23 protein-coding genes and 3 tRNA genes are annotated in these 21999 nt (G+C 61.4%); 8 read left to right on the top strand and 18 right to left on the bottom strand.

The annotated features are described in order from the left end of the window. Nucleotides 1–73 precede the first annotated feature (73 nt). The gene (gene orn / locus CKV89_RS06640; protein ID WP_243886732.1) at nucleotides 74–664 is read left to right on the top strand and encodes an oligoribonuclease; all 591 of its coding nucleotides are present in this window, start codon (nucleotides 74–76) and stop codon (nucleotides 662–664) included. A gap of 124 nt (nucleotides 665–788) precedes the next feature. Beyond that, nucleotides 789–864, top strand: a tRNA-His gene (locus CKV89_RS06635). An 83-nt stretch (nucleotides 865–947) separates the two neighbouring features. Here CKV89_RS06635 and CKV89_RS06630 read toward each other — a convergent pair. The 4 genes from CKV89_RS06630 to CKV89_RS06615 all read right to left on the bottom strand — a co-directional run bounded on the left by CKV89_RS06630 (nucleotide 948) and on the right by CKV89_RS06615 (nucleotide 2572). Next, entirely contained in the window at nucleotides 948–1379 is a 432-nt protein-coding gene (locus tag CKV89_RS06630; protein WP_231935346.1) for a copper resistance CopC family protein, read from the bottom strand. 289 nt (nucleotides 1380–1668) lie between these two features. Beyond that, nucleotides 1669–1741 (bottom strand) — tRNA-Lys (locus CKV89_RS06625). 227 nt (nucleotides 1742–1968) lie between these two features. Continuing rightward, complete coding sequence (locus tag CKV89_RS06620) at nucleotides 1969–2316, bottom strand: GroES family chaperonin (RefSeq protein ID WP_456236317.1); 348 nt, start codon at nucleotides 2314–2316, stop codon at nucleotides 1969–1971. Next, nucleotides 2309–2572 carry a DUF3618 domain-containing protein gene (locus CKV89_RS06615; RefSeq protein WP_028327884.1) on the bottom strand — a complete coding sequence of 88 codons (264 nt, stop codon included), beginning with the start codon at nucleotides 2570–2572 and terminating at the stop codon, nucleotides 2309–2311. The genes CKV89_RS06620 and CKV89_RS06615 overlap by 8 nt, the downstream gene beginning before the upstream one ends. A 162-nt stretch (nucleotides 2573–2734) precedes the next feature. Here CKV89_RS06615 and bcp point away from each other — a divergent pair, with 162 nt between their 5' ends. The 3 genes from bcp (at nucleotide 2735) to CKV89_RS06600 (ending at nucleotide 4611) form a co-directional block, all read left to right on the top strand. Next, a complete protein-coding gene (gene bcp, locus CKV89_RS06610; RefSeq protein ID WP_028327885.1) occupies nucleotides 2735–3208 on the top strand; it encodes a thioredoxin-dependent thiol peroxidase in 474 nt (157 codons plus the stop codon). Nucleotides 3209–3280: 72 nt separating this feature from the next. Further along, a tRNA-Leu gene (locus tag CKV89_RS06605) sits at nucleotides 3281–3362 on the top strand. 268 nt (nucleotides 3363–3630) lie between these two features. Next, complete coding sequence (locus CKV89_RS06600; protein ID WP_051277740.1) at nucleotides 3631–4611, top strand: cytochrome b5-like heme/steroid binding domain-containing protein; 981 nt, start codon at nucleotides 3631–3633, stop codon at nucleotides 4609–4611. 150 nt (nucleotides 4612–4761) lie between these two features. Here CKV89_RS06600 and CKV89_RS06595 read toward each other — a convergent pair whose 3' ends face one another. The 7 genes from CKV89_RS06595 to clpS all read right to left on the bottom strand — a co-directional run bounded on the left by CKV89_RS06595 (nucleotide 4762) and on the right by clpS (nucleotide 10029). Then, entirely contained in the window at nucleotides 4762–5826 is a 1065-nt protein-coding gene (locus tag CKV89_RS06595; RefSeq protein WP_231935345.1) for a hypothetical protein, read from the bottom strand. 124 nt (nucleotides 5827–5950) lie between these two features. Further along, nucleotides 5951–6562: an RdgB/HAM1 family non-canonical purine NTP pyrophosphatase gene (rdgB, locus tag CKV89_RS06590; RefSeq protein ID WP_028327887.1), complete on the bottom strand. Its 612-nt coding sequence runs from the start codon at nucleotides 6560–6562 to the stop codon at nucleotides 5951–5953. Continuing rightward, the gene (rph, locus tag CKV89_RS06585) at nucleotides 6559–7302 is read right to left on the bottom strand and encodes a ribonuclease PH (protein WP_028327888.1); all 744 of its coding nucleotides are present in this window, start codon (nucleotides 7300–7302) and stop codon (nucleotides 6559–6561) included. Before rph ends, rdgB begins: the two co-directional genes overlap by 4 nt. Nucleotides 7303–7347: 45 nt before the next feature. Next, nucleotides 7348–8118 (bottom strand): MBL fold metallo-hydrolase, encoded by a 771-nt coding sequence (locus CKV89_RS06580; RefSeq protein ID WP_028327889.1) that lies wholly within the window; start codon nucleotides 8116–8118, stop codon nucleotides 7348–7350. A 59-nt stretch (nucleotides 8119–8177) separates the two neighbouring features. After that, nucleotides 8178–8999 (bottom strand): glutamate racemase, encoded by an 822-nt coding sequence (gene murI / locus CKV89_RS06575; protein ID WP_034401632.1) that lies wholly within the window; start codon nucleotides 8997–8999, stop codon nucleotides 8178–8180. Nucleotides 9000–9073: 74 nt separating this feature from the next. Beyond that, complete coding sequence (locus tag CKV89_RS06570; protein ID WP_051277741.1) at nucleotides 9074–9727, bottom strand: DUF2017 family protein; 654 nt, start codon at nucleotides 9725–9727, stop codon at nucleotides 9074–9076. Beyond that, nucleotides 9724–10029: an ATP-dependent Clp protease adapter ClpS gene (gene clpS, locus CKV89_RS06565; RefSeq protein WP_028327890.1), complete on the bottom strand. Its 306-nt coding sequence runs from the start codon at nucleotides 10027–10029 to the stop codon at nucleotides 9724–9726. Before clpS ends, CKV89_RS06570 begins: the two co-directional genes overlap by 4 nt. Before the next feature lie 262 nt (nucleotides 10030–10291). Between clpS and CKV89_RS06560 the strand changes: the two genes are divergently transcribed. Next, nucleotides 10292–11578, top strand: a complete 1287-nt coding sequence (locus tag CKV89_RS06560; RefSeq protein ID WP_231935487.1) for a nicotinate phosphoribosyltransferase — start codon at nucleotides 10292–10294, stop codon at nucleotides 11576–11578. A 73-nt stretch (nucleotides 11579–11651) separates the two neighbouring features. Here CKV89_RS06560 and CKV89_RS06555 read toward each other — a convergent pair whose 3' ends face one another. From CKV89_RS06555 to CKV89_RS06545, 3 genes are all read right to left on the bottom strand, one after another. Next, nucleotides 11652–12452 carry an RDD family protein gene (locus tag CKV89_RS06555; protein WP_034401634.1) on the bottom strand — a complete coding sequence of 267 codons (801 nt, stop codon included), beginning with the start codon at nucleotides 12450–12452 and terminating at the stop codon, nucleotides 11652–11654. Nucleotides 12453–12556: 104 nt separating this feature from the next. Then, nucleotides 12557–14326, bottom strand: a complete 1770-nt coding sequence (locus CKV89_RS06550; RefSeq protein WP_028327891.1) for a DEAD/DEAH box helicase — start codon at nucleotides 14324–14326, stop codon at nucleotides 12557–12559. A gap of 144 nt (nucleotides 14327–14470) precedes the next feature. Continuing rightward, nucleotides 14471–14788, bottom strand: a complete 318-nt coding sequence (locus CKV89_RS06545) for a DUF3039 domain-containing protein (protein ID WP_028327892.1) — start codon at nucleotides 14786–14788, stop codon at nucleotides 14471–14473. 95 nt (nucleotides 14789–14883) lie between these two features. Between CKV89_RS06545 and CKV89_RS06540 the strand changes: the two genes are divergently transcribed. Continuing rightward, entirely contained in the window at nucleotides 14884–15705 is an 822-nt protein-coding gene (locus CKV89_RS06540; RefSeq protein ID WP_051277744.1) for a polysaccharide deacetylase family protein, read from the top strand. 32 nt (nucleotides 15706–15737) lie between these two features. Here CKV89_RS06540 and CKV89_RS06535 read toward each other — a convergent pair whose 3' ends face one another. From CKV89_RS06535 to hutU, 4 genes are all read right to left on the bottom strand, one after another. Then, nucleotides 15738–16289, bottom strand: coding sequence for a YqgE/AlgH family protein (locus CKV89_RS06535; RefSeq protein ID WP_028327893.1), 552 nt, complete (start codon nucleotides 16287–16289; stop codon nucleotides 15738–15740). Nucleotides 16290–16370: 81 nt separating this feature from the next. Then, the gene (gene hutH / locus CKV89_RS06530) at nucleotides 16371–17918 is read right to left on the bottom strand and encodes a histidine ammonia-lyase (protein WP_028327894.1); all 1548 of its coding nucleotides are present in this window, start codon (nucleotides 17916–17918) and stop codon (nucleotides 16371–16373) included. Between the two features lie 49 nt (nucleotides 17919–17967). Further along, entirely contained in the window at nucleotides 17968–19158 is a 1191-nt protein-coding gene (gene hutI, locus CKV89_RS06525) for an imidazolonepropionase (protein WP_028327895.1), read from the bottom strand. Continuing rightward, the gene (hutU, locus tag CKV89_RS06520; RefSeq protein ID WP_034401638.1) at nucleotides 19155–20846 is read right to left on the bottom strand and encodes a urocanate hydratase; all 1692 of its coding nucleotides are present in this window, start codon (nucleotides 20844–20846) and stop codon (nucleotides 19155–19157) included. Before hutU ends, hutI begins: the two co-directional genes overlap by 4 nt. A gap of 187 nt (nucleotides 20847–21033) precedes the next feature. Between hutU and hutG the strand changes: the two genes are divergently transcribed. Further along, nucleotides 21034–21999 carry a formimidoylglutamase gene (hutG, locus tag CKV89_RS06515; protein WP_084441406.1) on the top strand — a complete coding sequence of 322 codons (966 nt, stop codon included), beginning with the start codon at nucleotides 21034–21036 and terminating at the stop codon, nucleotides 21997–21999.

The following is a 21999-nucleotide window of genomic DNA, read 5'->3' as shown; positions in this document are numbered from 1 at the left end:
GGGTGCGTAACCTGGTGCGGTGAGCAATTCTGCGAAGAGTGTTAATGACCGCATCGTGTGGATCGACTGTGAGATGACGGGTTTGTCTTTGGAGCATGACGCCTTGATTGAGGTGGCTGCGATTGTGACGAACTTTGATCTTGAGCCGTTGGATGAGGGGGTTGATGTGATCATCAAACCTCCGGCGGAGGCGTTGGCTCAGATGAATGATTTTGTGCATCAGATGCATGTCGATTCGGGTTTGCTTGCGGAGTTGGATGGTGGGGTGTCGCTGGATGAGGCGCAGCGGCAGGTTCTTGAGTATGTGCGTGGTCATGCTCCTGAGGCAGGTAAGACACCTTTGGGGGGTAACACGGTGGGCACGGATCGGGCGTTTTTGGCGCGGGATATGCCGGAGCTGGAGGGGCATCTTCACTACCGGAATATTGATGTGAGTTCGGTTAAGGAGTTGTCGCGTCGGTGGTTCCCGCGGGCGTATTTCAATGCGCCGGCTAAGCATGGTGGGCACCGGGCGTTGGGAGATATCCGGGACAGCATCAATGAGCTGCGGTATTACCGTGAGGCGGTGTTTGTGGCTGATCCGGGGCCGGATTCTGCTACGGCTAAAGAGATCGCGGCGCGGCATGAGTTGCCGGTTCCTGATGGTGGTGCTGGGGTGTCGTGAGTGGACGTGGACACCACGGTTTTCCCACTCGATTTTGAGTCAGGCGGGTTTGTGCCGTAAGTTCGTCTCGTTCGGTTTCACCGGCAACGGATCGCCCGCATCGTTGATGTGAGCGTGTTCGATGGTGGGTGTAGCTCAGCTGGTAGAGCACCTGGTTGTGGTCCAGGTGGTCGCGGGTTCAAGTCCCGTCACTCACCCCACAAAAGTAGGCCCCCGCAGATATCTGCGGGGGCCTACTTCATGCCCTTGGCGCCTGATGTGTTCAGGCGCCAAGGGCGGGTGGTTATTGCTTGCGCTTGCGGCGGGCGAGGAGGATCGCTCCGCCGATGAGGAGCGCGGCTGCTGCAGCAGCGCCAATAAGCCATGGTTTTGAGCTTTCTGAGGCGTTTTCTGGGGTGCTGGTGTCTGTGGGTGCCGGTGCGGGGCTGGCGGCGCTGCTGGAGGCTGCTGGCGCGGGCGCAGAGGGTGTAGGTGTTGTTGCCGGCACAGTGAAGGTCACTTCTCCTCCGACGGGGTGCCCGTCAGCGGAGACGATGCGGTATTTCGCTTTCACGGATGGGCCGGTGAGACCTTGAGGGATGGCAGCGGTTACTTTTTCGCCTTTGGTTTGTATGTCTGTGGCGGGGTGGGGTTTGCCGTCATTGCCGACCAGCACGATCTGGGAGAACTGAGAGTTGATTTCTTCGTTGAAGGTGAATGTGACCGAGCTGGGCATGGCCTCTAGGCGGGCCCCGTTTTCTGGGTTTGAGTCGACCAGTTGTGAGTGTGCCCATGCTGGGGATGCCATCAGGAAGCACAACAGGGAAGCTGCGGCAGTGGTGAGAGATCTTCTCAGGGGTGGCGTGGGGATTTTTTTAACGGGGTAGTTCAGGTGAGGGTGCGTAGCCGGACGCGACATGAGAGATCTCCTTCACACAACAAAGGTCACACCCGATCCTGCCATGTCGATTCTTCGCTGTGAGGGTACCAAAAAACCCAGCAGGCTTAGCTGCTGGGTTTGCTTGTGCGCCATCAGGGACTCGAACCCCGAACCAATTGATTAAGAGTCAACTGCTCTGCCTATTGAGCTAATGGCGCTTGGTCTTCAGTTTGCGTCTCGGTTAGCTGATCTTTGTGATCGCTTTCCGGGCCTCGCCCTGACGACTCCTGAAACATTACACGGCTCTGCGGGAAGAGCAAAATTCACCGCTCACCACAAGCGACACACCGGCACCACCTGCCCTCATCAGGGGCATCTCGATACACCGCGGCGCCCTCCTTGCAGCACTGCAAGGAGGGCGCCGCGGTGAAAACTTCAGCGATATTCACAGATACAGACCAGCGGCAGCGTCATCGCCAGGCGCAGCCCGCACCGCATGCAGATCACGCTCACGCGCCAACACATACCGCACGCCATCAAGCTCCACATCCGGCTGCTCGCTAGGGTCAAACAGCGCGTAATCCTCCAACGAGACCTGCCGCACATGCTGCCCCACAGCAACAACCTCCGCCCAGGCAAGCCTCTTGCCAAGGCTAGCCGTGGCAGGAATCAACAATCCGCCGCCAGACTGCCGCTCACCCTCTTTATCCTCAGGCCGCAACAACACGCGGTCACCGAGCATCCGGATCGGCAATCCAGATGAGGTTCGTGCCTGCGCTGCCACTTCAGCCACGCGCACGACGTGCGATAGCCACAGCAGTCAAACCGACCACCACGATCGCTGCCGGGGCAATCACCTCAAGACGAGGCTCACCATGCTCATTCTTCACAGCCTTGTTCAGTGTTTCCCGCGCAGACTCCGCCTGGCGAGCGACAATCGTCTTCGGCTTGACTCGGTACGCCAGCTCGTCGACCGTCGCGGCCAAACGGTTCCGGGACCGGACAATGTCGTTCTCGATCTCTTGGGGAGAACGGGTGCCGTTGCTCATGGCTTGCCTTTCGATAGAGATGGTCGGTTAAACCCTCAATCCGACGATAATCTACTGACGCGGAACAGGCCTCCCCCGCGACGCGACCTTCCGCCCAACGGTTATCGCAGCATCCTTTACCTCGCGAACCGCTACCCATTCATTCACTCACAGGAGCCATGCATGCCCCGTCTCGAAACCGGCCAAAAAGCCCCCGCGTTCTCTCTCACCGCCGCCGACGGCTCCACCGTTTCCCTCGCCGACTACGCCGGCCGCAAACTCATCATCTTCTTCTACCCCGCCGCGATGACCCCTGGATGCACCAAAGAAGCATGTGACTTCCGTGACTCGCTCGCACCTCTACAGCAAGCTGGATACGACGTGATCGGCATCAGCCCTGACTCCCCCGAAAAACTCACCAAGTTCATTGAGCGCGATGCTCTCACCTACCCCTTGCTATCCGACCCAGACAAAGCCGTCGCCGACGCCTATGGCACCCACGGTGAAAAGAAGCTCTACGGCAAAGTATCGATCGGCATTATTCGCTCCACCATCGTCATCGACACCGACGGCACCGTGGAGCTCGCCCGCTACAACGTCAAGGCAACCGGACACGTCGCATCCCTGGCTAAACAGATGAAACTCAACCTCACCTGAAGCCTCCACTCCCCCGCTGACCACGCCGATTCCCACCTTCGGCACCAATACCGGTAAGGTCAGTAGGCAGACGCGCCAGTGGTGGAATTGGCAGACACGCAGGATTTAGGTTCCTGTGCCTCCGGGCGTGCGGGTTCAACTCCCGCCTGGCGCACTCTTTTCTTCACCAACACGGCCCCACGGGCCGTGTCCCGCTTTCTTAAGGCCCCCAAACAAGGGCGCGCGGGCATCAAAATCTTCAACTTCTTCTTTAAATCACCAAGAAACGGCGCGTCGTTTCTTGAGCTACCAGCTCAGTTTCCTTCTCTCCTGCACGATGAGGCATACGGAGCTCCCACTCCGCTGTGCCATCACGTAGACCGGACGCCCCTCACCGGCGAACACCCCGCCAGGTCGAACCAGTCCGACGCAGGAGACCCAACATGCAATCATCAGGACCTTTCGACCTTATCGGCGGGCTGCCTGTGCATGCCCTCACCTTGCACGCCACGGTTATCTTGCTTCCCCTGGCGCTAATCGGGCTGGTCATTGTCATCTTCACCAAGCGTCTCCAGTCTCGCCTGCGTACTCCTATCACCATCGTGGTGATGCTGATGGGGCTGCTCACACTCGTTACTAAAGAATCTGGTGAGGCCCTCGAACACCGCATCGGTGCCCCTGGTGTACACGTCGAATATGCAGACATCCTCACCCTCGTCACCGGCCTCACCGTGCTCGCCACCATGCTTTGGTGGCTCTTGGGGTTCCTCGCTGCACGGAAAGCACGCCAAGCCACCTCGCCTGCACCCACCTACGCAGAAGAGAACGGTGAAAAAGAGAACCTCGGAACCACGCCTTCCCCAATCTTTTCGATTGCTTCCCAGGTGCTCGGCTTGCTCATCGCCGTACTTTCCGTTGCCGTTTTGATTCTTGTCGTCATGGTTGGGCACACCGGTGCCACTGCCACGTGGCAAGACCAAATTGCTAAGACCACCCCTACCTCCGGTATGCAAGGGGAAGGGACAGCCACTTCCCCCACTACGACCCAGCCGACAGGCGCACCTACCGGGCCTTTCGTTTCTTCGACCTCTTCTCCAACACGTTCAGCTCCCTCCAGCACTCGAGGCAGCACCCCCAGCTCTAGCCCCACCGGAAAGCGTCGCCCAATCACCGTCGCGCAGGTGAAGCAGCATGCAACATCGTCGAGTTGCTGGGCGGTCGTCAACAACAATGTCTATGACCTCACGGCCTGGATTTCACGACACCCTGGTGGCCCAGCTCGCATCAAGAGCTTGTGCGGCACTGACGCCACCGCCAAATTCTCATCGAAGCACGGCCAAGAGCGCGGCCCTAACCAGGCTCTAGCGAAGTACCTCATCGGCGCATTAGTCACTGAACACCAGTTCCCACCCCGCGTCCGGTAACCACTCCCCCGGTTAGGAACAGGAGCGCTGCGCTACCGAACTCGTAGAGTGCGTGTCGATTCCTGAACTACACCATCGGGCATGTTGATCAACAGCCGGTATGTCACCACTGCGGGTTGATCTGGCAGCACCGCGCGGGTACGTGACCGGTTATTGTTCCTGATTCCCGGTCCGCGCCAGGTGTACTTCTGCGCGCCTGGAACGGCGGGGATTCTTAGAGCCAGGGTCCGTCCAGGTTTCAGTTTGCCGCGCACAACGATCGGTGCTCCTTGCGCAGCAGACAACGTGGGGGGTGCGGTCCAGGAAAACTGAATCGGCAACATTCCAGTGCGATGCCAGATAGCCGCCGCGGCGAGGTGCGGTAGAGAAATAATCATCACCGCCGCAGTCGAGCAGCCCCACATGCTCGAGGCCACATACCGGGCGCAGCCGCGTTGTCGGGGTTTCGCGGTAGCACATCAGGTCGTTGGCGTCGTCGCAGTGATATTTGCCGGACGCGTGCGGCGCGTCTGGCTGTACACCACCGAGCATGTGCACCAACTCGTGCGCCGCCACAGACCAGTCCGGTGAGATCCAGCAGGTTTCGTCGATACGAGCGTGGGCGGTGTAGCGGCCGTTGCTTGCGTTGTCGCGGTGTGATGAGTCTCGATAAATGGTGGAGACACCGCAGATGTTCCGGGCTTGAGCGAAGACGAGATATTTGCGTTGGGGGGAGCCCATTCCTTGGGCGAGGAGTGCTTTTTCGGTGGTTTCTATGCCGGTGGATGCAGTGAAGGTTCCGGGGGGAACGGTGATGGTGGCGATGTGGGGGCGGCAGTGTGTGCTGACCCAGCGGGCTCGGCGTCCGCTTCCGGTTTTTCTGGCGGATAGGTCGAAAGTGGAGTCGATGCGGGCTAGTTCGCGGCGGATGATGGGTTCGGCGCGGTGGAATTGGCTGTGCGTGCCAGCTTCGTAGGCGTAGACAGCTTGGACGCGGGCGCCGTCGTTCCCGGTGCCAGTGCAGGTTGGGGTGAGATCACGCCATAGGGCGGTGATGGGCTGGTGGTGCGGTGGAGTTGTTGTTGGGGTTGGGGTGTTTTCCACGGCTGCGCCGCCGGTGGCTGGTGCACCGACGATGGTGGCTGCCGTGAAAAGAGCAGCAATGATGTGTGTGATCGCGACAGGCACGATGATCCCCCCAAACCTCAGCATCCCCCGAGCCGAAATTTTTCGCATCACTACTGGTGTAGCGTGCACCGGCTAAACATAGCGGCACAGGGGGCGTAGACGAGAACTCCGGGGTGAAGGCGGCGCCCCACTTTCTGTGTGTGAAAGTGGGGCGCCGTTTGTGCCGGCTGGGTTAGCTGAGGAGTTCGCGCAGGTCGCTGGCTAAGGCCGCGAAGGCTTTGCCTCTGTGGGAGCGTTCGTTTTTCTCTTGTGGGGACAGTTCGGCGCTAGTGCGGGTGTCTCCGTCGACAAGGAGGATGGGGTCGTATCCGAATCCGTTGGTTCCGCGGGGTTCGCGCACGATAGTGCCGGTGAATCGGCCCATGCGTACGGCTGAGCGGCCATCGGGGAGAACTAGCGCTGCTGCGCACACGAAAGCGGCTGCGCGGTGTTCGTCGGGAACGTCGGCGATTTGAGCTAGGAGAAGGTCGAGGTTCGCTTGGTCGTCTCCGTGTTTCCCGGCCCAGCGTGCACTGAACACTCCTGGGGCTCCGCCGAGAACGTCGACTGCTAGCCCGGAGTCGTCGGCTAGGCAGGGTAGCCCCGTGGCTGCGACGGCGGCTTGTGCTTTAAGGAGGGCGTTAGCTTGGAACGTCACTCCGGTTTCCACTACGTCGTGGGCCTCTGGGAATGCGTCGATGCCCACGAGTTCGAGGTCGAGGTCGGTGAGGACGTCGGCGAGGATGTCGCGTAGTTCGTTGACTTTGCCGGCGTTGCGGGTGGCCAGGACAATGCGGCGGCTCACATCTGCTCCCGCGGGGTAGCTTCGAGTGCTTCTTGCTGGCGGCGGGTGAGTTCAGCGCATCCGGTGGTAGCTAGGTCTAGGAGTGCGCCGAGGAGTTCACGGTCGAAGGGGTCACCTTCGGCTGTTCCTTGTACTTCGACGAAGCGGCCATCGCCGGTCATGACAACGTTCATGTCGGTGTCAGCTGTGGAGTCTTCTGGATAGTCGAGGTCTAGGACTGGGTGTCCTTCGACGACGCCGACGCTGACTGCGGCAATAGAGCCGGTGATGGGGGTGGCGGAGGGGCGGATGGCGCCCATTTTCCGTCCGGCGCGGACTGCGTCGACGAGGGCGACGTAGGCTCCGGTGATGGCTGCGGTGCGGGTTCCTCCGTCGGCTTGGAGTACGTCACAGTCCAGGACGATGGTGTTTTCGCCAAGTTGTTTTAGGTCGATGCAGGCGCGCAGGCTGCGTCCGATGAGGCGGGAGATTTCGTGGGTGCGGCCTCCGATTTTTCCTTTGCGGGATTCGCGGTCGCTGCGGGTATTGGTTGCGCGGGGAAGCATGGCGTACTCGGCGGTGAGCCAGCCGGTTCCGCTTCCTTTTTTCCAGCGCGGGACTCCTTCAGTGAAGGAGGCTGCGCATAGGACACGGGTGCGGCCGAATTCGACGAGCACGCTGCCTTCGGCGTGGTCGAGCCAGTTACGGGTGATGCGTACTTCGCGGAGTTGGTCGTCTAGTCGTCCGTCGTGTCGAGTCATGGACTCACCGTATCGGTGCGGGCGTTTTGGTGGTGGGTGCGGTTGTCACCGTGTGACGGTGAAGCGTTGACCGGGGTGGCAGAGTTCCACGTTGGGCCAGAGCGTGGCGGCTTGTGCTCGGCAGATTTCGGGGTCGTTCCAGGCAGGGATGTGGGTCAGGACGAGCCGTTTGACTCCTCCTGCGGTCAGGGCTGCTTGGGCGACGGCGCGTCCGTGCATGTGGATGCCTGGGACGGTGTCGCGGCCTTCGATGAAGGCGCTGTCGGCTAGCACGAGGTCTGCGTTGCGTAGCAGGGGGGTGAGGTTGGGGGTGGTGTCGGTGTCGCCGGTGTAGGCGAAGGTGGCGCCGTCGGCTTCGATCCGGAATCCGAAGGTGGTGACGGGGTGGCGCATGCGAATGGGGGTGATGTGGAATGGGCCGATGGTGATGGGGGTGCGATCAATGAGGTCAGTGAAGGTGTATCGGTCGGTGAGGGTTTCGGTTTCGTCAACGTGGTAGGCCCGGGCGAGTCGTTCTGCAGCGCCAGGAGGTGCGTGTACGGGCATGGGGTTGTCTCGACGGTGAGTGGGGTGGTGGCTGAGCAGCACGTATAGGGGGCATATGTCGAGGCAGTGGTCGGGGTGCAGGTGGGTGAGCAGGACTGCGTCGAGGTCGGCTGGTTCAACGTAGCGTTGCAGGTATCCCAGGGATCCGCTGCCTAGGTCCAGCACGATGTTCCAGGTTCGTCCGTGGTGCTCGGCTTGTACTAGGTAGCACGAGGCGGCCGATTGCGGCCCAGGGTAACTGCCCGAATTACCTACGGCGGTGACGAACACGTACTTCCTCCTTGAGCAGTGCGGGCAGGGTTGACCGCGGCTGGCTATCCAATGCCCAGTTAGGGCTGGGCTGATACCGCATTCCCTTCGGGTTGAACGCTGTCGACTTCCGGTCCGAGGAACCGGCGGGCTAGGCGCGCGAATTCGGCCGGGTCACCCGTGGTGTTGAAGGTGTGTACGGGTGGGGTAGCGGTGTCAGGACGCAGTGCATCACGATCAGCGAGGATGCGGTACACGTCCCGCGCCGTTTCTTCGGCAGAAGAGACCAGTGTCACGGACTCACCGACGACGTAACTGATCACGCCGGTCAGGAGTGGGTAGTGGGTGCATCCGAGGATGAGGGTGTCAACTCCGCGTTCGATGAGCGGGTCGAGGTATTCGTGGGCGACGTGGTGGAGTTCTTCTCCGCTGGTGGTGCCTTGTTCCACGAATTCCACGAATCGTGGGCATGGCTGACTGACGACGGTGAGCTGGGGGGCGGCGGCGAAAGCATCTATGTAGGCCCGTGATTTGTGGGTTCCTTCGGTCGATATGACGCCGACCGATCCATTTCGGGTTGTGGCTGCGGCGCGGCGTACTGCAGGACGGATCACTTCTACGACAGGCACGTCGTAGCGTTCGCGGGCGTCGTGTAGGACTGCGGCGCTGGCTGTGTTGCACGCGATGACGAGGATTTTGACGCCTTTGTCGACGAGGCGGTCCAAGCAGGAGAGGGCGTATTCGCGGGTTTGGGCGATGGGTCGGGGCCCGTAGGGGGCCCTGGCCGTGTCTCCTAGGTAGGCGATCGACTCGTTGGGAAGCTGGTCCAGCACTGCACGGGCGACGGTGAGGCCGCCGAGGCTGGAGTCGAAGATGCCGATGGGTGCGTCGCGTTCAACCACGGGGTGAATATATGCGCTCGTGGGTGACTACCACCTATTTGCAGAGTCGGCTAGGGCTGTGCCGGATTGCTGGGTCAGGTTAGTGAGCTGGCGAGGGTTTCTTGCAGCCAGGTGAGGAAGTCGTAGGTGAGGATCAGCGCTGTGGCGTCGTTCATCTGGCCGTCTTGGATTGCTTGTTCGAGTCGGTCAACGTCCTCTTCGTCGTGGAGCCCTAGACGTTCAGCTAAGACCAGTCGAAGGTCGGTGAGGGCGATGAGTACGGTGACGGCTGTGTCTTCGTCGATGTTCAGGGGGGTTCCGTCGGGACGGAGAGCGTCTGCGGCGGCGTGAAGGCGGTTCAGTTTGGTGCGGCGGACGGTGTCGCCAGACCAGGCACGGAATTCGGCTGCGGCGAGTGGGTCGTCGTGGTGAGCATCAGGTAGGAGGCGTCCGAGGGCAGGGTCGGCGGCCAGAGCGTTCTCGTTGATGAACCCTGTGGTTGGAGGGTTGCTGCTGGGGTCCTGGTTGGTTGGCCCCAACCCGGCGGCGGTCATCATGCGTTCGAATTCACCTCCCACGTCGCCGGTGGTTTCCCCGCTGTCCGGGTGATGGTCTTCGGGCTCGGCCGGTGCGGCCTGTTCCAGGAGTTCGGTGGTTTGTTCGATGAGGCCGACGATGATTTCGCGTTCTTCGTCGTCGAGGTCTGCGACAAAGCGGTCGCCGTCGCGAGTGAATCCGTAGTTCATCATTCGTCTTTCTGGAATGTGGCCCATAGGCCGTAGCTCTGTAGCGCTTCGACGTGGCGTTCCATTTGTTCGCGGGGTCCGGTTGCAACCACGGCGCGGCCTTTGTGGTGTACGTCCAGCATGAGGGCGGTTGCTTTGTCTTTGCTGTAGCCAAAGTAGGTCTGGAACACGTATGTCACGTATGACATGAGGTTCACTGGATCGTTCCACACCAGCGTGATCCATGGGGTGTCTGGGAGTTGATCCATCTCAGGTAGTTCGAGGGTGGCTGTGCCCTCGGATGGGCCCGTGGGTGCGGTGCTCATCACCTCGGGGTGTTGTGTGGGCGTCATGGTGTCCTCAACGGTCGGGGTGTGGTGTAGGAGGCGTGTGGTGGTGTGGTTGTAGAAACAGGGTAGAACGCAGTGAAGCGTGATAGATCACGCCACTTCGCTGAGGTAGTGATGGAGTTTTCTTCACTGTGGCCTGTGTGGAACGCACTACGGGCGTCACTTCTTCTTCGAGGAAGCGCCTAGGGTGTCGGCTGTGATCAGTACGGCGTTGTTGACAGACCATTACGAGTTGACGATGGTGCAGGCTGCGCTCCGTTCAGGGGCGGCGCACCGTCGGAGTGTGTTCGAGCTTTTCGGGCGCCGCCTTCCAGAGGGGCGTCGATACGGCGTCGTAGCTGGGACTGGGCGTTTATTGAATGCTTTGCAGAACTTCCGTTTCGGGGATGAGGAGTTGTCATTCCTGCGGGAGAACAAGGTGGTGGATGCGGACACCTTGGAGTTCCTCGCGAATTTCCGTTTCTCAGGTGATATTTGGGGTTACCCCGAGGGTGAAGTGTTTTTCCCTGGTTCTCCGTTGCTCATTGTGGAGAGCACGTTCGCTGAGGCGGTGCTGCTTGAGACGGTGGCGCTGTCGATCTACAACTTCGATTGCGCGGTGGCTGGTGCGGCTTCGCGGATGGCTACGGCTGCCGGGTCACGGCCTTTGATCGAGATGGGGGCTCGGCGTACGCATGAGCAGGCGGCGGTGGCGGCCTCGCGTGCGGCGTATATCTGTGGTTTCAACACGACAAGTGATTTGGAGGCTGGCCGTAGGCACGGCATCCCTACTGCGGGGACGAGTGCGCATTCGTTTGCGTTGCTGCATGACTCCGAAGAGGAAGCGTTCGCGGCGCAGGTGGCGAGCATGGGCAAGGGGACCACGCTTTTGGTCGATACCTACGATGTGCGTCGTGCTGTGGAGACGGCAGTGCGTATCGCTGGGCCTGAATTGGGTGGGGTTCGGATCGATTCGGGTGATTTGGTGACTCAGGCGCGTGAGGTGCGTGCCCAGCTTGATGAGTTGGGGGCTACTCAGACACGCATTGTTGTGACCTCGGATTTGGATGAGTATGCGATTGCTGCGTTGGCGGCTGCGCCTGTGGATGTGTATGGCGTGGGGACGCAGCTTGTAACCGGTTCGGGAGCCCCCACTGCGGGGCTGGTGTACAAGCTTGTCGCGCATGAGAACTCGACGGGGACGATGGTGAATGTGGCCAAGCGGAGCGTCGCGAAGGATTCAGTGGGTGGCCGTAAGGTCGCAGCGCGGCGGTTGGGTGCTGATGGTATTGCTGAGGCCGAGGTGATTGGTATCGGCGAGGCTCCCGCTATGGGGTCGAATGATCGACTGCTGTTGGTTCCGTTGGTTCAGCAGGGCCAGATCGTGGCGCAGGATGATCCGCATGCGGCACGCCAGCGGCGTTTGGCTGCGTTGGCGGAGTTGCCAAGTAAGGCGTTGCGGTTGTCTAAGGGCTCGCCGGTCATTCCGACGATGTGGGTCGAGGGTGATCAGACGGTGCGGATCGTTGGTGACATTCCTGGCTGAGGTGTGTTCCTGCTGTGAGTCAGGCTCCTCCTGCCTGGTGTTCTGGCAGGAGGAGCCTGACTCACAGCGTTGGTCACCACTGTTGCGTGCCGCGAGTGATGCGTATGACCTCGGTAGTGGCGATTTTGTCGTGTAGTGCCTGGCGTTGTTTATCCCAGAGAGGCCAGGCGAAACTGGCTACTTGGAATCCGAGAGCTAATGCCCCCAGCAGGGGCAGGCCGCCAACCATGCTGTAGATGTTTTTGATGACGGCTCGGCGTAATGCTGGGGCCCATCCGAGGGTGCCTGTGTGGCCGTATCCGCGTACCCGTAGCCCTAGGAGCAGTTTGCCGACGCCGCCACCCCATTGATGCACGGTGACGACTTCGTAGGTGAGTCTGATGAGGACGAGCATCAAACTAGCGTTAGCTAGCGCCGAGAGGAGCTCTTGGGGCATTTCTGGCGGGGTGGTGCCACCTTGTTGAGCTACGGCTACGGTGCGCTCAATCCATGCCTGCAGTTGCGGTAGGGCTGCGGAGATGGGGGCGTAGAGGAAGGGCAGCGCGATGGCGGCGAGAACAAAAACGTCGATGATGTAACCCACTGCTCGGCGCCACCAGTGGGCGAGTTCGTGCCCGTCGGCGGCGATGATTCCCATGCCGCGCCATGCTCCGCTGGCGGTGAGCATGCCGTTTCCCCCTGGTGGGGTCAGGGGTGTTACGGCGGGTTGAACCACTGGTGTGGGGGTGGGGTTTGGTGTGGCTGGGGGTTGGTCGGTGCGGTTTTGTGGTGGGCGGCGAAGCGCTGTGTGTTCAGTCCATAGGACTCCGTCCCAGTAGCGGAGCAGCTCGGGGTCGTCGGGGTCGTCGTACCAGCCGGAAGGGCGCGCATCCATGAGGCAAGTTTTCCATGCGCAACGGCATTGATTTGATCTCCACTGCTGAGTTCGCCGCGCGCTGATCCGCCGAACTCTTTGGGTCGGCGCGCGGCGTGCGTAGTTCAGCGGCGTCCTACGAACCAGTTACGGATTTTGTTGATGCGGGCTTGCACTTGTTCTGCGGTGGCTTCGTCCACGGCTGGCCCTCCGCAGGTGCTGCGCAGGTCGAGGTGGATTTGGGCGTGGGCTTTGCCTGTTTTGCGGGCGTATGCCGCCACGAGGGAGTTCAGTTCTTTGCGGTGGGCGGTCAGTGCACGGTGCGCGGCGAGGGGTTCGTCGCGTTGTTGTGCTTTGTCTCGTGATGCGCGTTTGCTGGAGCGTTTGAGTTGGGCGGTTTGTCGTTGTCGTAGCAGTTGAGAGACTTGGTCGGGTTCGAGTAGGCCAGGGAGCCCTAGGTAGTCGGCTTCATCTTCGGAGCCGACTACTCCTCCCATGCCGAACTGTTCGGCATCGAAGAGGACGTGGTCCAGGTGGGCATCGGATTCGAGGGCTTCGAATTTCGGGGCGTCGAAGTCAACTGTTTTTTCTGTGCGGTTGGCTGCCTCGATGAGGGAATCTTCTTGCCAGATTTCGTCGCGCCCTTCTTTCTGGGGGCGGTCTAGGGCGTGGTCGCGTTGGGCTTCCATGCTGGCGGCGTGGCTAAGCAGAACGGGCACTGTGGGCAGGAAGACACTGGCTGTTTCCCCGCGGCGCCGTGCTCGCACGAACCGTCCCACGGCCTGGGCAAAGTACAACGGCGTGGAGGTGCTGGTGGCGTAGACCCCTACGGCCAGGCGGGGCACGTCAACACCTTCGGAGACCATCCGGACTGCGACCATCCACCGGTCGTCGCTGGCGGCGAATGCTTCGATTTTTTTACCTGCTGTGCCGTCGTCGGATAGCACGACGGTGGGGCTGACTCCTGTCATTTCGGTGAGCACTTTGGCGTAGGCGCGTGCTTTGGTCTGGTTGGAGGCGATTACCAGACCACCGGCGTCGGGGACGTGCCTACGCACTTCGGAGAGGCGTTTATCGGCGGCGCGCAGTACGGAGGGGATCCATTCGCCTTTGGGGTCTAGGGCGGTGCGCCAAGCGTGTTTGATGACGTCTTTGGTGGCTGGTTCTCCGAGTTGGGCAGCGATTTCGTCGCCTGCGCTGGTGCGCCATCGCATGGCTCCGCCGTAGGCGAGGAAGAGCACTGGACGCACAACGCCATCACGCAGGGCGTCGGCGTATCCGTATGTGTAGTCGGCCTCTGATCTGCGGATGCCTTCGCTGTCGGGGGCGTATCTGACGAAGGGGATAGGGCTGGTGTCGCTGCGGAACGGGGTTCCGGTCAGGCAGAGCCGTCGGGTGGCGCCGGTGAACGCTTCTCGCATCGCGTCCCCCCAGGCCAGAGCGTCTCCGCCGTGGTGAACCTCGTCCATGATGACCAGGGTGCGGTGCCGTTGCACGATCTGTTCGTAGACGGTGGGTCGGCTGGCCACTCCGGCGTATGTGACGGCCACGCCGATGTAGTCCTTGCTGAGGGCTGCGCCGGAGTTGCTGTAGGTGGGGTTGATTTGCACGCCGACGCGTGCGGCAGCGTCGGCCCATTGGGTTTTGAGGTGTTCGGTTGGGGCGACAACGATGACTCGCTCTACTTCGCCACGGGCGAGAAGCTCGGTGGCGATACGCAAAGCGAACGTGGTTTTACCGGCGCCGGGGGTAGCGACAGCGAGGAAGTCACGTGGGGAGTTCTCCAGGTACTTCGCTAACGCTTCGGCCTGCCATGCCCGCAATTTCGTGGCGGTACCCCAAGCAGCCTTCGCTGGGAAGGACGGAGACAAATGCGATGCGGCAGAAGTACTCATATCGGACCTGACTGTATCCCGACCACCTCACTTCAGCCCGCCGTCCACGCCTCGTTGTCCGTCGAAGGGTTGCGCATGAAAGGCACCCGTGTGGGGCGTGGCTGCGGGCTGGGTTAGGTAGCCGGGGTTCCTTCCCGGGCTACCTCACTCTTTGGGGTTGTCTCCGCCGTCTTGCGGGTCGCGCAGGCCTTCGTAGATTTCTTTGCACATGGGGCATACGGGGAACCGGTTCGGGTCGCGCCCGGGAACCCACACTTTGCCGCATAGCGCGATGACTGGCTCGCCTGTGACGGCGGAGGAGGTGATTTTTTCTTTGCGTACGTAGTGGGCGAATCGTTCGTGATCGCCATCGTCGAGGCGGTAGTCGGGCTCGGCCTGTGTGCGTTCCAGGGTGGAGGTCGAGGTGCCCCTGCTCGGCATCTCCTGAGGCCGGATGGGTTCGGGTGTCGACGGAGTACTCATAACCATCAAGTATGCCGCGACTGGTACCACGCCCGCTGCTCCTGCATAGCCACGCCCCTACACTCAAGTGCATACACAAACGGGGAAGGCATTCTATGAGCGACCTGGTCCATACCGCGAAACTGGCAGTTATGAAGGTGCTTGAACACGCACCGGACTCCATTGGCTCTGTCAGTTCGCTTCGCACAGACCAGGGCCACTGGGTTCCTACTTTTGATGATGGCCCTACCGCTGAACGCACTCCGCAGATCCTGCGGGCGTTGGCTGAGCATGACGCCACCGGCACGTTTTTTGTGTTGTCGACATCGGTGCGCAATGACCCGGGGTTGTTGCGTGAGGTTGTGGCTGCTGGCCATGAGATCGGCCTGCATGGGTTGGATCACCAGCATCTTTCATTGTTGGATCCGCAGCAGATCCGCGAGAACCTGCGAGTGGCTAAAGCAGACCTGGAAGATGTTTTGGGGCAGCAGGTGCGCTGGTACCGCCCGCCGTACGGTGATCAAACTATTGCCGCCTGGCGTGAGATCACTTCAGCTGGGATGACTTCTGTGTTGTGGAGCAGCACCAGCCACGATTGGAACCCGTTTGTCGACAATGACACCCGTGTCGCGAAAGCCACTAGCTCGCTAGAGCGAGGCGCCATCGTGTTGTTCCACGACGGGTTCGCCTCCCATGCTGATGGCGCTGATGATGGCCCTGAGCCTGCGTTGGATCGCTATGACCTGCTCAACCGGGTTCTTGCCGCGGGTGAGGAGCGTGGGTTGCGCGGACGCTCGTTGGGGGGTGCGCTGAGTGCTGGCGGACAGGTAGTTACCCGTCCCCACTTCAACCTTTTCCCCGCCGCGCTGAATCGTCGACGTATCGAATCTGCCCGCGTAGCAACGTATAGGCGAGCCAGCGAGGCAGGGCTGCTTTGAGGCACGTGACGCCCCTGCGCAGGGGCGTCACTTCAGTTCATCGTTGGGTCGTCAGGGAACCTCGCCACCCAGGACAACCGCCCGCGCTGGCGAGCCAGCACTGACTGCCATAGCTCCTCGGGGCACGGGGTGAACACGTCACCGACTTCGGCTTCGACGACGTACCACGCATCTGCGCTGAGTTCTTCTTCAAGCTGCCCTGCTGACCATCCTGCGTAGCCAGCGAACACCCGCAAGGAAGCTACGTGCTGCGCCAACACCTCCGGGGCGTGGTCGAGATCGACCACGCCAATCGACCCGAACAAAGACACCACACCAGCGGTCTGTGTTTGCCCTGGCACAGAAGCCAACCCCATAGCGCTGTCCAGACCGACAGGTCCGCCTTGGAACAGTTGGGCAGGCTCACTGACGTAGGGCTGCCAATCGGGGAGCACAGGGGTCAGGTCAGTTTCGAGAGGTTTGTTCAGCACAACCCCGTGCGCCCCGTCAGCGTCGTGATGAAGCACGAACACGACCGAACGTTGAAAAATGTCACCTTCCATCGTCGGGGTGGCGACTAGGAGCTTTCCAATGGTGGATCTCACTAGACCATCTTCGATCCGTGAGGCCTTTGTGAAAAGTTGATCGCAGGAATCGCTGTGACTATGTGAGATGTTCGTGCGCTTTTAGTCTCCGAGTGCGGCTGCCACGATGGTGGTGAATGTTCCGTCAGTGAGCATTTCCTCCGCGGCTTGTAGCTGTGGGGTCATGAAGCTGTCGGGCCCGGGAGCCTCGATCTGCGCGGGGAGGGCCTCGATGATGGCGCGGGCAACGGGGCCAGGTTCAAGAGGGGCTCGTAGTTGTATGGCACGGGTTGCCGCGACGAGCTCGATACTGAGCACCCGGCGGAGCCCTTCGACGGCTTTGCGCAGTTTGCGGGCACCGTGCCACCCCATGGAGACGTGGTCTTCTTGCATCGCTGAGCTGGGAATGGAGTCCACTGATGCGGGGTTGGCCAGGCGTTTGAGTTCTGAGACGATGCCGGCTTGGGTGTATTGGGCGATCATCAACCCGGAGTCTGTTCCTGGGTCATCAGCAAGGAACGGGGGCAGCCCATGGCTGCGTTTGACGTCGAGCATTCGGTCGGTGCGGCGTTCAGCCATAGAGGCCAGGTCGGCGACGGGGATAGCGATGAAGTCCAGGACGTGCGCGATGGGGGCGCCGTGGAAGTTGCCGTTGGACAGCACCCGTCCGTCGTCCAGAACGACAGGGTTGTCGATGGCGGCGGCGAGTTCGCGTTCAGCGACACTGGTGGCGTAGGTGAGGGTGTCTCGCAGGGATCCGGACACTTGTGGGGCGCAGCGCAGTGAGTACGCGTCTTGTACTCGGATTTCGTTGTTTCTGTTGTGGTTCACGATTCTGGATACGGCCAGGGTGCGCAGCATTCTGTCGGCGGATACGGATTGGCCTAGATGGGGGCGCAGAGGCAGGTGCAGTTCGGGAAGGAATACTTGGTCGGTGCCGCCGAGGGCTTCTACAGATAGTGCTGCGGTGACGTCGGCGATATCGACGAGGGTGCGGAGGTCTTCAAGGGCGAGAATGAGTTGCCCGAGCATCCCGTCGGTGCCGTTGATGAGGGCAAGGCCTTCTTTTTCGGCGAGAACGATGGGTGTGATTCCGGCGTCGCTGAGCAGTTCAGGGACGGGCCGTTCGATCCCGTCGGGGCCGGTGGCGCGCCCCTCCCCCATGAGTACCAGGGCACAGTGGGCTAGGGGTGCCAGGTCTCCGGAGCAGCCTAGTGACCCAAATTCGTGGACGATGGGTGTGATTCCGGCGTTGAGAAGGGCAGCCAGGGTGGTCATGGTTTCTGGGCGTACGCCGGTGTGCCCGGAGGCCAGTGTTTTGAGGCGGAGCAGCATGAGTGCTCGTACTACTTCTTTTTCTACTTCTGGGCCGATGCCTGCGGCGTGGGAACGCACGAGGGACTGTTGCAGTTTGGTGCGTTTGTCGACGGGGATGTGTTCGGTTGCCAGGGCCCCAAAGCCGGTGGAGATGCCGTAGACGGGGGTGGAGGAGGAGGCAAGTGCATCGATGTGTGCCCGAACGGTGGTGACTTTGGTGATGCTGTCTTCACTGAGGGTGATGTGGGCGCCGTGGCGGGCTACGGCGATGACATCGCTCGTGCGCAGTGCGTGAGTGGAAACGGTTACTGCGTCGGTCTGATGACGTGTCATGTGGAACCTTTCGTGGGTCAAGGGCCCAGTGCGGGAAGGGTTTGTGGGGTCAGCGGTTGCTGTGCACACGGGCTCCGGCACGCCAGACACCCCAGGTGAGGGGCATTCCGGGCCGGTAGGCCAGGTGGATGGCCGCTGGGGCGTCGAGGACGTGCAGGTCTGCGCGTGCTCCGGGAATGATTGAGCCGATGGCTGGGCGGGTGTCGGTGCCGGTTTCGCGGCGGAGCGCTCGGGCTCCGCCCCAGGTTGCGGCGCGGACTGCTTCGAGTATGGTCATGCCCATTTGCAGCACGGCGATGCCGACGCAGAAGTTCATTGAGCTGGTGTAGCTGGTGCCGGGGTTGCAGTTGGTGGCGATGGCCATCGTTACCCCGGCGTCGAGGAGTCGTCGTGCTGGCACCAGGGGCGCTCGGGTGGATAGGTCGCACGCTGGTAGCGCGGTGGCGACTGTTTCTGTTGCGGCTAGGGCGTTGATGTCGTTGTCGTCGAGGTGGTTGCAGTGGTCGACGCTAGCTGCGCCCATCTCGACTGCCAGGGCCACTCCCCCGGAATGGCCGATTTGGTTTCCGTGTACGCGTAGCCCGAGTCCGGCGTTTTTGCAGGCGGTGAGGATGTGGCGTGATTGTTCAACGGTGAAGGCGCCCTCTTCGCAGAACACGTCGGCCCATTGCACGTATGGCCGTACTGCGTGGAGCATCGGGCCGGTGACGAGGTCGATGTACGTGTCGGCGTCCATGGGGTGCCCGTCAGGTCCTGGGGGGATCAGGTGGGCGCCTAGGTACGTTACTTCGTCGACGGCGTTGGCGGCGATGCGTGCGGCGCGGGCTTCTTGTTCCACGTCGAGGCCGTATCCGGTTTTGGTTTCTAGGTAGGTGGTTCCGCCAGCGTGGGCTTCGGCTATGCGCTGTGTCACGAGGCGGGTGAGTTCCTCGTCGCTGGCGGCGCGGGTTGCTGCGGTGGTGACGCCGATTCCTCCGGCTGCATATGGTTCTCCGGCCATGCGGGCTTCGAATTCGGCGGAGCGGTCGCCTGCGAAGACGAGGTGGCTGTGGGAGTCGACCCATCCGGGTAGGACGGCGCGTCCGGCTACGTCGGTGCGTGAGTCTGTGGCTGGGGCTGCGTTGGCGTGGCCGACCCATGCGATGCGTTCGCCGTCGATGACGATGGCGGCATCGGTGATGCGGGGGCGGTCAGGGTTGTTGGTGAGCAGTTCGGTGATGCCGGTGATGAGTTCGCTCACGCGTCGCCTCTTTTGCTGTGTTCGCGCATGGGGATGCGCACGCCGCGTTCGTCGGCTACGTGTTGTGCGCGTTCGTATCCAGCGTCGGCGTGGCGGATCACTCCCATGCCTGGGTCGTTGAGCAGTAGGCGGGTGAGTTTTTCTGCGGCGAGGTCTGTGCCGTCTGCGACACCTACTTGGCCTGCGTGGATGGAGCGTCCGATGCCGACGCCGCCGCCGTGGTGGATGGAGACCCAGGTGGCTCCGGAGCTTGTGGCGGTGAGGGCGTTCAGCAGTGGCCAGTCAGCGATGGCGTCGGAGCCGTCTTTCATGCCTTCGGTTTCGCGGTAGGGGGAGGCTACGGAGCCGGAGTCGAGGTGGTCGCGGCCGATGACGATGGGGGCTTTGACTTTGCCGTCGCGGACGAGGTCGTTGAAGAGTTTTCCGGCTTTGTCTCGTTCGCCGTATCCGAGCCAGCAGATGCGGGCGGGTAGGCCTTCGAATTCGACGAATTCTTCGGCGGCGTCGAGCCATCGGTGGAGGTGTTCGTTGTGGGGGAAGAGTTCTTTGAGGGCGTCGTCGGTGACTTTGATGTCTTCGGGGTCTCCGGAGAGGGCAACCCATCGGAAGGGGCCGAGGCCTTCGCAGAAGAGGGGGCGGATGTATGCGGGAACGAATCCGGGGAATTCGAATGCGCGGGTGTATCCGGCTTTGCGGGCTTCGTCGCGGATGGAGTTGCCGTAGTCGAAGACTTCTGCGCCGGTGTCTTGGAATTCGACCATGGCTTGGACGTGTCGGGCCATGGATTCTTCGGCTTTTTTGGTGAATTCGATGGGGTCGGCTGTTGCTTCATCTGCCCATTCGTCGATGGGGATTTCGCTGGGTAGGTAGGACAGGGGGTCGTGGGCGCTGGTTTGGTCGGTGACGACGTCGATGTGGATTTGTCCGTTTTTGTGGCGTTCGAGTAGTTCGGGGAATATGTCGGCGGCGTTGCCTTCGAGGCCAATAGAGAGGGCTTTTTTGTCGTTTTTGGCGGCGTTGGCTTTGGTGATGGCTTCTTCGAGGGAGTCGGCGATGAGGTCGAGGTATCGCTTGGAGACGCGGCGTTGGAGCCGCGTGCGGTCGACGTCAACAACGATGGCTACGCCGCCGTTGAGGGTGACGGCTAGGGGTTGGGCTCCGCCCATGCCTCCGCAGCCTGCGGTGAGGGTGATGGTGCCGGCGAGGGTTCCGTTGAAGCGTTTTTTGGCTACGGCAGCGAATGTTTCGAAGGTGCCTTGGAGGATGCCTTGGGTGGCGATGTAGATCCAGGATCCGGCGGTCATTTGGCCGTACATCATGAGGCCTTCGGCTTCGAGGCGGCGGAATTCGGGCCAGGTTGCCCAGTCGCCGACGAGGTTGGAGTTGGCGATGAGTACGCGTGGCGCCCAGGTGTTGGTGCGGAATACACCGACGGGTTTGCCGGATTGGATGAGGAGGGTTTCGTCGTCTTCGAGGTCGGTGAGGGTGGCGATGATGGAGTCGAAGGCTTCCCAGGAGCGGGCGGCGCGTCCGGTGCCTCCGTAGACGACGAGGTCGTCGGGGCGTTCGGCGACTTCGGGGTCGAGGTTGTTGCAGAGCATGCGTAGGGGTGCTTCGGTTTGCCAGCTTTTTGCGGTGATGCCGGGTCCGCGTGGGGCGCGGACTTCGCGTGCTCCGGGCAGTGCCATATCCGGTGACTCCTTCGTCTGCGTATGGATCTGGTCACCATGAGAACGCTTCGGGCGCAGTCGGGTCAGCGCAGATGGGGCAGTTTGTGTCTGGGATACCAGACACCTGGGTGGGGTGTTGTGTGAGCGGGGCATTGACCGTTGCGTCTGCAAGACAACCGCAGCGTGTGGTTTTAGAGTCGAGCGCATGAGCGATAGCGAGGCGGGGGCGTCGGTGTGGCAGGGGCGGTTTGATGGGCATGGCCGCGAACATTGGCGGTGGCATCAGCGGGTATGTTCTGCCTCGATGCCCTCTGCTGATGCTGGTGGGGTTGCGCTGGTGGGGTTCGCTAGTGATGAGGGGGTGCGTCGTAATGGTGGCCGGGTTGGTGCTGCTGCCGCGCCTGATGCGTTGCGGGCTGCGTTAGCGCCCATGGCGGTGCATACGCAGGTGCCGTTGTTTGATGGCGGCACTGTCGCGGTTGTGGGTGAGGATTTGGAGTCTGGCCAGGCCGCGTTGGGTCAGCGGGTAGCTGACCTTGTGGAATCGCATCGTTTGGTGGTGGTGCTCGGTGGCGGCCATGAGACGGCGTGGGGTAGCTACGTAGGGCGGGTTGAGTCTTCGCGGTGGGGTGGCGCTCGAGTGGGAGTGCTGAATCTTGACGCTCATTTCGATCTTCGTCAGGCTGATCGGCCTACGTCGGGTACACCGTTTTTGCAGATGGCAGCTGCTGATGCCGCCGCTGGTCGTGTGTTTGATTACACGGTGGTGGGGATTGCGCAGGCCTCGAATACGCGGGTTCTTTTCGATACTGCTGATGCGTTGGGGGTGCGGTATGTGCTGGACACCGCGGCGGGGGTTGCACATCTTCCTGCGCTGGAGCAGCTGGTAGATGAGCTTGCTGCCCGTGTTGATGCTATTCATTTATCGATTGATTTGGATGTGCTTCCTGCTGCTGTTGCGCCGGGGGTGAGCGCACCTGCGGGGTTTGGTGTGCCGGTGGAGGTAGTTGAGGCGTTGTGTCGTCGGGTAGCGGCTACGGGCAAGTTGGTTGTGCTTGATGTTGTGGAGCTGTGTCCGCGGCTGGATATTGATGGGCGCACTGCCAGGACAGCGGCACGGTTGATCACTACGTGTGTGCATTCACTTCCTGGTGTGAATGCACAGCCATAG

Origin of the sequence: Dermatophilus congolensis (genome assembly GCF_900187045.1) — a bacterium.
In the GTDB taxonomy this organism is placed as follows: Bacteria; Actinomycetota; Actinomycetes; order Actinomycetales; family Dermatophilaceae; genus Dermatophilus; species Dermatophilus congolensis.
The sequence above is the reverse complement of the archived record's forward strand: the minus strand, read 5'-3'. Positions and strand labels throughout refer to the sequence as shown.